General features: G+C 39.7%; 11 protein-coding genes. All 11 read left to right on the plus strand.

The features are described 5' to 3' along the window. Positions 1–1,453 (plus strand): phage tail sheath family protein (locus tag K8S15_03230; protein MCD4775046.1); only part of this gene is annotated, 1,453 nt, incomplete at its 5' end. Positions 1,454–1,521: 68 nt separating this feature from the next. Continuing rightward, positions 1,522–1,965, plus strand: a complete 444-nt coding sequence (locus tag K8S15_03235; protein ID MCD4775047.1) for a phage tail protein — start codon at positions 1,522–1,524, stop codon at positions 1,963–1,965. Between the two features lie 17 nt (positions 1,966–1,982). Continuing rightward, the gene (locus K8S15_03240; protein MCD4775048.1) at positions 1,983–2,348 is read left to right on the plus strand and encodes a phage tail assembly protein; all 366 of its coding nucleotides are present in this window, start codon (positions 1,983–1,985) and stop codon (positions 2,346–2,348) included. 183 nt (positions 2,349–2,531) lie between these two features. Then, positions 2,532–2,963 (plus strand): phage tail protein, encoded by a 432-nt coding sequence (locus K8S15_03245; GenBank protein ID MCD4775049.1) that lies wholly within the window; start codon positions 2,532–2,534, stop codon positions 2,961–2,963. 6 nt (positions 2,964–2,969) lie between these two features. Continuing rightward, on the plus strand, positions 2,970–4,184 hold the full coding sequence (locus K8S15_03250; GenBank protein MCD4775050.1) for a hypothetical protein: 1,215 nt from the start codon (positions 2,970–2,972) through the stop codon (positions 4,182–4,184). Continuing rightward, on the plus strand, positions 4,185–4,853 hold the full coding sequence (locus K8S15_03255; GenBank protein MCD4775051.1) for a LysM peptidoglycan-binding domain-containing protein: 669 nt from the start codon (positions 4,185–4,187) through the stop codon (positions 4,851–4,853). 6 nt (positions 4,854–4,859) lie between these two features. Further along, positions 4,860–5,951, plus strand: coding sequence for a hypothetical protein (locus tag K8S15_03260; GenBank protein MCD4775052.1), 1,092 nt, complete (start codon positions 4,860–4,862; stop codon positions 5,949–5,951). Beyond that, positions 5,948–6,604, plus strand: a complete 657-nt coding sequence (locus K8S15_03265) for a phage baseplate assembly protein V (protein MCD4775053.1) — start codon at positions 5,948–5,950, stop codon at positions 6,602–6,604. The genes K8S15_03260 and K8S15_03265 overlap by 4 nt, the downstream gene beginning before the upstream one ends. Before the next feature lie 12 nt (positions 6,605–6,616). Further along, the gene (locus tag K8S15_03270; GenBank protein MCD4775054.1) at positions 6,617–6,910 is read left to right on the plus strand and encodes a PAAR domain-containing protein; all 294 of its coding nucleotides are present in this window, start codon (positions 6,617–6,619) and stop codon (positions 6,908–6,910) included. A gap of 15 nt (positions 6,911–6,925) precedes the next feature. Next, positions 6,926–7,321: a GPW/gp25 family protein gene (locus K8S15_03275; GenBank protein ID MCD4775055.1), complete on the plus strand. Its 396-nt coding sequence runs from the start codon at positions 6,926–6,928 to the stop codon at positions 7,319–7,321. Between the two features lie 4 nt (positions 7,322–7,325). Beyond that, positions 7,326–10,365: hypothetical protein (locus tag K8S15_03280; protein MCD4775056.1), on the plus strand; the 3,040-nt coding region annotated here is incomplete at its 3' end.

The raw sequence follows: 10,365 nt of genomic DNA on the forward strand, positions 1-10,365 counted from the left end.
ATCGCCTGATTATTATGAAATTAAGGTTAATGGCAGATCGAATTATATCCTGCTAACCGAAGAAGATGAGGATACTGGAGATGAACCAGAAGAAGGACATACCGGCACAGCTCAAGCTGGAGCAACTAGTACAATCACCCTTGAAGATACAGCGTTACCAACAGTTGACGCCTACAATGGAATGGTGATTGAGATCACTGATGGTAAAGGAAAGGGTCAAAAACGTATAATAACAGCCTATAACGACTCTCAAGTGGCAACAGTGGACCTTGATTGGACTGAAATTCCCAATACTACTTCAGAATACAGTCTTTACTGGATTCTTAGTGGTGCCAATGACTCATTGGTGCATACTGACACAGCTCAAGCTGGAGGAGTCAATACAATAACACTTGCAGCAGAAGCATCAGACGAAGATGATTTCTATAATAATATGACTATTGTGATCACGGAAGGTACGGGAAGCGGTCAGACCTTTACAATTGATGATTATGATGGAAGTACTCAAGTGGCAACAGTAGATGGGAACTGGGTACCTGAACCTGAAAACGATTCCGTCTACCAAGTAACCGAACCGACAACATTAGACCCGGTTGACTATACGAGGACTGATAGTGAACAGGGAAATCGGAAGGGTTTGAGCGGATTTACAGAAATCGACGAAATTTCGATTGTCTATTCACCTAATTCCCGGAACATTAACGGATTATCTGGTGCATTAATTACTCACTGTGAAACACTTAAAGACCGGTTCGCAATCATAGATGCAGAACAAGGTGAGGATGCCTCCACTCTTAATCCCCGGAGCGACCGTGTAACACAATATGCAGCTTTTTACTATCCATGGATCTATATTGTAGATCCTCAGACGGGATCATTACGAGTAATACCGCCCGGAGGCTATATGGCAGGAATATATGCACGTAGTGATACAGAAAGAGGAGTGCATAAAGCTCCAGCCAATGAAGTCGTACGTGGAGCTAAAAAGCTTGAATTCCTTATTACCAAAGGGGAACACGATCTTTTGAATCCTCGCGGTGTGAATGTCATCCGGTCTTTCCCTGGAAGGGGAATTCGTGTTTGGGGTGCCCGTACTTTATCGAGTAATACGCTGTGGAAATACATTAATGTCAGACGTCTTTTCATCTTCGTTGAAGAATCGATTGAAGAAGGGACCCAATGGGTTGTCTTCGAGCCAAATAATGAAAAACTCTGGGCAAGGGTCAGGGCAACAATTACTCAGTTCCTTACCAGGGTCTGGAGAGATGGAGCCCTGATGGGTATAAAAGCTGAAGAAGCATTCTTTGTTAAATGTGACAGAAGTACCATGACCCAGGATGATATCGATAATGGTAGGCTCATCTGTGTTATCGGTATTGCACCGGTTAAACCGGCAGAATTCGTTATATTCCGTATAGCCCAATGGGCCGGAGGTTCTGCGGTTACAGAATAAATTAGTCTTTTGAAAATGAGTAGAACAAGAATAAATAGAATATCAATAAAGAGAAAAGGAGGTTTAAAATGGCAACTGGAGAAAGAAACGATCCATACAGACAGTTTAGATTTAGGGTTGAGGTTGATGGAATCACTCAGGCAGGGTTTAGTGAAGTCAGTTTTGCAGATACGACAACAGATCCCGTCGAATACCGGGAAGGTAATGAGGCGCCGGTATTTCGGAAACTTTCAGCTCTGACCAAATTCGGGAATATTACCCTTAAATGGGGTATCACTGACTCTATGGACCTTTATGATTGGAGACAGCAGGTCATAGATACCGGGGCTCAAGGAGCACGGAAAAATATATCAATCATCCTGATTGATGAAGCGGGTGCAGATAAAGCCAGGTGGGATATTGTCGAAGCATGGCCCACTAAATATGACCCACCGGATTTCAGTAGTAAAGGTAACGAGGTTGCAATCGAAACCCTTGAAATCGTCCATGAAGGCTTTAAACGCGTTAACTGAGTTAAGGAGGTTACTTTTTGACTTTCCAGACAGAATTTGAATTTACTTTGCCAAAAGGGTTTGTGGATGACGAAGGAACCCTTCATAAAAAGGGAATTATGCGCCTTGCAACAGCAGCAGATGAGATACTTCCCATGAAAGATGCCAGGGTGCAGTCAAATCCTGCTTACCTGACAGTGATACTGCTCTCAAGGGTCATTTCAAAGCTTGGAGATTTACAGACCATCAATACAAAAACAATAGAAAATCTGTTTGCTTCAGATCTGTCCTACCTTCAGGAATTCTATAGACAGATCAACGAAACTGGTACTGGCAAAGTTGAAATTATCTGTCCCAAATGTGAACACAGATTTGAGTTTGAGGTAGTAATGCAGGGGGAATAATAAGCTACCCCCTCGATAAGTTGTACGAGGAGGTAGCTTTTATTGCCTACCATTTTCACTGGTCTTTCAGGGAGATCATGAACTTAGAACACAGGGAAAGACAGAGATGGTGTGAAGAGATTTCCAGGATCAATCAACACATGAGCGAAGACAAGCAAAGAAGTATTCTTGAGGTATAGTCAAATGACAGGAAAAAAACCATATCCATACCCATCTTTTAGATTTCGCATAGAAATTGGAGGTATTACCGTTGCCCAGGTTTCCGATGTTACCGGTCTTCAGATTGAAACAGAGACCGAACCTTTGGAAGAGGGGGGGAATAATGATTTTGTATATCAACTACCAAAAAGGACAAAATATCAGAACATCACTCTGAAGCGAGGTATCACTGATCTGGATGAAATGTGGAACTGGTACCAGAGCGTTGTTATTGGAAAATTTATTCGAAAAAATGGATCTATTGTATTGATGGATGCTGCGGGCGAAGATAAATGGTGCTGGAATTTCCATGGAGCATTTCCTGTAAAATGGACAGGGCCTGATCTAAAAAGTGATGGTAATACTGTGGCATTTGAATCTATTGAACTTGCCCATCATGGTATCTGGAAGGGGTAGAGATAGATGTCCGGTTCCATTGCAAAATCCGTTATTCCCCTTTCTGATTCGTTCTTTCATCAAAAAATTATGGATAAGTACCGGAAGGGAGTAGGGAGCGTATTCAGTTTTCCACTGATGATTTTTTCTAAAAACTCAACGCTCCAAAAAATGTATATGGATATCTACATGCGTTTTTCTTTTCACAAACAAAATAAATTATTTCATATAATTTCTGAAAATACTGAAAGTTTTAAAAATACGTATTCGTGGTTTGTGAATGAAAAATTCATACCACTGCGCAAAATAAAATCAACTGTTTTGAAGAGTACACAGAACTTATATAAAATGGTTAAGTTAATTCAACCTGAATTATTATTACCATTCATTCCAGCCATGCATGATTCTGTAAACATAAGAACCAATGTTTTCGGATCTCGTATGGTTGAAGTTGAGAATACAAAATTTACAGCACCGATTATCTATTCTTCCGGAAACAATGTGGTGGATTCATTCGATCCACAGCAAGTTTTTTACAGGCAATCCAATTTATCCTGGATGAAAAATGATTCTCCTCCTGAAAAAACACCCGGATCAATATTTATTTCACAAAATGTCTCATATCCACAAACAATTGATAATGGTATCCGGCAGGACGGCAGAACCTTTAGCAATTCCTTTTTGAATTATAGCAATTACACGATTATTAAGCCGCAAATATTTCCATTAAATAGTAAGTTGCACGAGGAAAATGGAAAAAATAACTTATATGCCTATAAAAATGAATATTTCTGGCAACTTCAATCAAATTTTCATCACGGATTACCATTTACATTCATTCAATCCCCTGTATTGATAAATGAAAGAACATTTGAAATGAGGAATGACACATTGTACAATACATCTCAGAACTGGACCAGTCTCGATAAATTACAAGTCAGGAACATTAATTATAACCCGGAAGCAGGTACTGTAAAACCTCTCATAAGCAAAAGAAATACATATTCTGCAGGTGATAATGAAAATTTAATTTTTCAAAATCAGCAGCATATAGAACAGAAAATCGACCAGATCGAAAAGATCGTGGGAGATACAAAAAAAACCATAGAAAAATCAATGTCTGAAAATTTTTCAGGGAGGAAAGACAGCGAACCACACTTAAATATTAATAATCTTTCAGACCAGGTCTATCATACCATTGAGCGAAGAATCAGGATCGAAAGAGAGAGAAGGGGGATATAAATGCTGGTAAAAGCGTTCCTGACACGAAAAGATAAACCTTATGTCATAGTGCCTTGTCTTTTTAATCCCAAGGAACTGAGTGTTGAAAAGAGCAATCAATTTGCTGAAGTGAATATTCCAGGTCTTTCATCTCCCATATTCCAGTTTGTGAGGGGAAATGCCAGATCAGTGACGTTAGATCTTTTTTTTGATACTTATGAAATGGGTACTGATGTGCGTTTATTTACAGATCGGATTACAGGATGGGATGCTGGAAGCATGTTCAGTAATCTTCCCGGCAGCGCGAAAGGCCTGATGGATATAGATTCTGAGCTTCATGCACCTCCGGTTTGCCTTTTTATCTGGGGTGCGTTCATTTTTCAATGTATCATTGAGAGGGTTACGAAGAGATTTACTATGTTCCTTCCTGCAGGGATTCCTGTCAGGGCCACATTAAATGTCACCTTAAAAGAATATAGAGAAGTTGATATACAGGTCAATGAGATTGATGCTCGATCGGCTGACCTTACAAAGCGATGGATCGTTACCCAGGGAGACAGTTTATGGTCCATAGCATCCGAAGAATACGGAAAACCGGAGGACTGGAGATTAATTGCAGAAGCAAACAATATTGACAATCCCCGCAATTTGAATCCGGGACAGGAGCTGTTAATTCCGGTAAAGGAGTGAATATCAGTGGTTTTAGAAACATTATCACAAGAAACACTTAATTTTTATGCTCCAAGATTTATCGTGGAAATCGAAAATGAAACATTAAATGCAATCATATCAAAGGCGATTATTGACGTGACCGTTGAGGAGAAAATTGATGAAGGTGCAAGTTTTCAATTAACGTTACATGATGAATTTGATATGACTACTCAAGAATTCAAATGGCTTGATCATGAACTGTTCAATGTGGGGAATAATGTTACTATAAAAATGGGATATGAAAATGATCTGTACATTATGGTAATGGGAGTAATTACGAGCTTAGAGCCAAGCTTTTTTTCCAGTGAGACCCCAACAATAAGAATGGGAGGTCACGATCCATCTTTTGATTATCTGAAAAGGAGCACTCCTGCAAGAACATTTAGAGATAAATCATATAGTGTAATAGCAGAAATAATTGCTGAGGAAGCACATCTTAGCTCTGAAGTAGATAATGTAGAAAATTATAGAACTACTACGCAAAAAAACAACAATGAAAATTATCTGACTTTTCTCAACAGGTTGAAAAAGGAAGTGGGATACGAGCTCAGACTGCTGGAACAGACTTTATACTTTATTGAACCACGGGATGACAGGGATGAAATTCTTACACTTGAGCTGGGAAAAGACATTATCAGTTTTCGTCCTGTTATGAATACTGCAGATGTAGTTACAGAAGTAGAGGTTAGGGGTCATAACCCGGCTGATCCAGGTAATCCAATTATCGGGCATGCAACTGCCGGGAGTGAGAGATCACAGGAATCAGAAAGAACACCGGGGAGCCAGATCGTAGAGGAGCAACACGGGAGTTCAAAAAGGGTTATAACAAATGTAACTGTTAACTCGCAGGAACATGCAGATTCGATTGCCAGAGCCGAATTAAACCGGGCAACTGACACATTTATTACAGGGGACCTGGAGTGTATTGGAATACCACAGATCAGGGCAGGTGAAGCCATCAGACTCGAAAAAATGGGAAAACGATTTAGTGGAAAATATTACATCAAAGGAGTGACCCATACCATAAATGCAAGCGGCTACAGGACGAACATTTCAGTTAAAAGGAATGCACTATGAGCATATTGGATTCATTGGGAAGTGGAGAACAAAGTGGGAGTACTATCTCCGGAGTTGCTGCAGGTATTGTTACCAACAATCAGGATACGGATGATCTTGGGAGAGTTAAATTAACATTCCCCTGGCTTTCGGATGAAAATGAAACTGATTGGGTACGTATTGCCACCTTCATGGCAGGTCCTGATAGAGGGAGTTTCTTTCTTCCCGAAGTAGATGATGAAGTACTCGTTGCTTTTGAAAATGGTGATATTCATCGCCCTTATGTAATTGGAGTGCTCTGGAACGGGAGACATGCGCCACCAGAGACAAACAGTGATGGGAATAACAATATCAGAAAGATACGTTCCCGGAGCGGTCATGAGATTATCTTTAATGATGACGATAGTGCAAGGCAGGAAAAGATAGAAATCCGGACCAATGCGGGACATAAGGTAATCCTTGATGACTCAGCAGGTGGGGAAAAAATAGAAATTATCGATAAGACAGGTAATAATAAGATCGTTATTGACTCTGTTCAAAATTCAATAAATATGGAAAGTGCTATGCAACTCACGATCAAGGCAAATGTGATAGAAATTGAAGGTACCACATCCCTGACAATTAAATCAAACGCTATTGTGACAATTCAGGGATTACCAGTTAAAATAAACTAGGAGAATGTTGGAATGCCGCTGGCAGCACGGGTGGGAGATATGACATCCCATGGAACTCCTTTAGGTCCGGGACCGGGAAGTCCGAATGTACTCATTGGAGGAATGCCTGCATGGAGAGCAACAACTGATATGCATGTATGTCCGCTGGTTACTGGCGTTGTACCTCATGTAGGGGGGGTTATCGCCGTAGGAAGCGTCACAGTACTTATCAATAACCTTCCTGCTGCACGGCAGGGAGATATGGTGGTTGAAAGTGGTCCCCCCAATTCTGTTGTTATGGGGTGTCCGACAGTACAGATTGGTTAGGTAAGGAGAATATAAATGGAAAAGAATTTTCTGGGCGTGGGGTGGAAATATCCTGTATATATCACCGTTAAAGGAAAAATCGCCAAGTCCGAATATGAACAGGATATTAAAGAAGCCATCTGGATAATCCTGGGTACGGCAAAAGGAGAACGTGTCATGCGGCCGGATTTTGGATGTGGGATACATGATCTGGTTTTTACCCCTATTAACACAGCAACGATAACCCTGGTTGAAAATAGTGTAAGGGAAGCCCTTACAATATGGGAACCAAGGATCGAACTGGTCAAGGTTGAAGCATCTTCTGAAAAGTCAGAGGAAGGAAAGATTTTGGTAAGTATCGATTATCGTGTTCGTACTACAAATAACCGGTTCAATCTTGTTTATCCATTTTATATAAAAGAGGGAAGTTAGATCAATGAAAACAAGACCTCCAAAAATAGATGAAAGAACCTTCAGTGAACTGATGAGTAATATCAGGGGTATAATCCCTCATTATACTCCGGAGTGGACAGGTTCTGATGAAAAAGATCCGGGAGTGGCTTTACTCAATATCTTTTCCCATATTACCGAAAATATTATTCATCATTTTAATCAGGTCCCGCATAAGAACTTTGTTGCTTTCCTTGATATGCTGGGGATAAAACTTCTCCCTGCCCAACCTGCCAGAGTCCCGCTTACCTTTTATCTAGCTAAAGGTACGGATAATGAAATTATCATTCCAGCAAGGACCCAGGCTTCATCCAAGAAAACAGATGAGCACGAAAAACTTATTTTTGAGACTGAAAAAAACCTGCTGGCAACACCCAGTCTCCTGAAAAAAGTTGTAAGCATTGACCCTGAAATAGATGCAATCTACATTCCTCCACCAGGATTCCTGGATGGATCACAGCATGAAGAACGTTCTTATACTATAGTTTCATCTCCATCAGCCGGTTCAAAAGACTTTCAGCTTGATCATGTTACTGATCTGGAAGAAGGAGATTTTCTCAGGATTGGAAATGAGACAAATATTGAATATGGTATCGTTTCCGGCATTTCAGGAACGATTATAACAATTGAAGATACGCTGTTATATTCTCACCCTGCCAGTACATCGGTTGAAAAGATCACAAAGTTCAATCTTTTCGAAGGTAAGAATATGCAGGAACATAACCTTTACATCGGTCATAAGGATCTTTTTAACATCAAGAGCACGGCTCACTTTATTCTTTCAATAACCCATCGGGAAGGTACACAAAGTGGGATTAATCCTCTTAAGGTGTCATGGGAATACTGGGGAGAGGTTGAAGGAGAAGAAGAAGAGGGATGGCTCAAGTTCAATACTATTGATCTGACCCGGGGTTTCAGCAAGGATGGTGAGATTCATCTCAATAAAATACAAGAGGGTGAGATCAAGGAAAAAGAGATAAACGATATCAAAAGCCGGTGGATTCGCTGCATTCTGAACGTTCCTTTGCCAGTAAATGAACCCCGTGTATTACCCCTACTGGATACTATTACTTTTATTGTCAAGTCATCCGGAGAAAAAATCCTGCCTGATCTGGCTTTCAATAACGATACGCCACTTGATATTTCCCTGCCATTCACACCTTTCGGGAAAGAACCGAGGATGTTTGATAATTTCTCTATAGCAAGCAAGGAAGCGTTTTCTAAAAAAGAAGGAAAGATTGAAATTGAAGCTGATGTGGAACAAAGGGGGATTCTTGGGCCTCCAACTGCGATTTCAAATGGATATACAATTAAGGTTTTTGCCAGGGGGACTTATGGAAGACTTATCGAAGTAGAAATAGACTCTGAGGGCGTAGCTGAAGCTAAATGGGAAGACCATGGATTTCCACCAGATACAAAGATCGCTGCCAATTCTGCTCCCAGCGCCGTACATTATCCAATTAATTCAGGAGATCCTGATGCATTTGACAATGATTTTGAGAAGAAAAATATCTCAGTATTTATGCGGGATGAAAATGGTCATCTTGTTGAATGGTTTTATAATGGCAGTCAAGGGCATTGGATCGATCATGGAACTCCAGAGGAAGGTATCGATGTTTGTTTTGATCCAATTTCGATATACAATGATGATACAGTTAACAATCACGTTATATCGGTATTTGTAACTGGATCAGACGGCCATCTCTATGAATTTAATAAAACTTGGAATAAAGAAATTTACAATGGAAATATAAGGAGCAGGGGATGGAAAGATTGCAATAAACCATCCGATACAGATTTAGATTCTTCACCCTATGCAGTTAGTTATGACCGAGGTAGTACAGTTGGAATTAAAATACTGATATTTGTTAAAGGGAAAAATGGTCATTTATATGAACTAGATTTCGAATCAGTAAATAGAAATGAAGGGATATGGATTGATGATTGTGTGGATGAAAATGGCGATTTAGCTGAACATGTCGATTCAAGGCCATTTGCTTGTGTTTCAACAAGTAATGCTGTAATAATATATGTAAAAGGTTCTAAAGGCAATTTATTGAAGTATGATTCAGTAAACAAATGGAAAACAATTCCAAATGAACTGGGAGATGTAATTGTTGATTCTAGTCCTCATGGGTACTTTGATAATGAAAATCAAGAAAATCATATTTTCATCAGGAGCGATGATGACAACTTATGGGAAGTGAAGGACTACTATGATGAAGATAATTATGAATGGACATCAGATTGGAAAAAACACGAATCTCCTTCAAATATGAAATTGCGTTATTCTCCCTGGTATGAAAAAGAATCTGTATTTTCAGCCAGCAGGCTAAATAGCATTTTAGAAAGGGTTACTAATCCTCATGAAATCTGGAACGAATATAAAGACCCTCTGGAAACCGCATTAACTCCCACCCTTTCCTGGGAATACTGGAATAGTAAGGGATGGGTAGTGCTGAAAGGTTTGAAAGACGAAACTTCACATCTTTTAAATAGTGGAAAGATCACTTTTACCTTACCCGAGGATATTGAAGAGACAGAGATCGCAGGACAGAAAAGCTTCTGGATAAGAGGAAGAATAGTAGGTGGTGACTATGGAAGGGAATCATTCTCTCTCTTAAAAGATGAAGAAACCGATGAACAAAAATTGATTTTTTCAAAGGACAGCATCAGATCCCCCATCATAAATAAGCTAACGATCAGTTATGTTCTTGAAACAGAGCAGTATCCTCAACAATGTAAGACATATAATAACCTTGAATATATTGACCAGACAGATGCCAATAAAATAGTGGATAAACATTATTCTCCTTTTGTAAAGTTAGAAGATAGAGCTAAAACACTATACCTTGGTTTTGAAAAATATTTTAAAGATGGCCCTGTCAAAATCTTCTTTTTGACTAAAGAACTTTCATTTACTGAAGAACAAAAACCAAAAATGGAATGGACGTACAGTAAGAAAAATGATTGGGGTGAACTTGATTATTACGATGCAACTGAAGGCCTGATCATGGCAGAGATCC

The organism is Candidatus Aegiribacteria sp. (genome assembly GCA_021108005.1).
Classification (GTDB): domain Bacteria; phylum Fermentibacterota; class Fermentibacteria; order Fermentibacterales; family JCC-6; genus Aegiribacteria.

Excerpts from the sequence above, each read along its gene's own strand:
- K8S15_03235 (MCD4775047.1), top strand. The coding sequence starts at position 1,522 with ATGGCAACTGGAGAAAGAAACGATCCATACAGACAGTTTAGATTTAGG.
- K8S15_03245 (MCD4775049.1), top strand. The coding sequence starts at position 2,532 with ATGACAGGAAAAAAACCATATCCATACCCATCTTTTAGATTTCGCATA.
- K8S15_03250 (MCD4775050.1), top strand. The coding sequence starts at position 2,970 with ATGTCCGGTTCCATTGCAAAATCCGTTATTCCCCTTTCTGATTCGTTC.
- K8S15_03255 (MCD4775051.1), top strand. The coding sequence starts at position 4,185 with ATGCTGGTAAAAGCGTTCCTGACACGAAAAGATAAACCTTATGTCATA.
- K8S15_03265 (MCD4775053.1), top strand. The coding sequence starts at position 5,948 with ATGAGCATATTGGATTCATTGGGAAGTGGAGAACAAAGTGGGAGTACT.
- K8S15_03270 (MCD4775054.1), top strand. The coding sequence starts at position 6,617 with ATGCCGCTGGCAGCACGGGTGGGAGATATGACATCCCATGGAACTCCT.
- K8S15_03275 (MCD4775055.1), top strand. The coding sequence starts at position 6,926 with ATGGAAAAGAATTTTCTGGGCGTGGGGTGGAAATATCCTGTATATATC.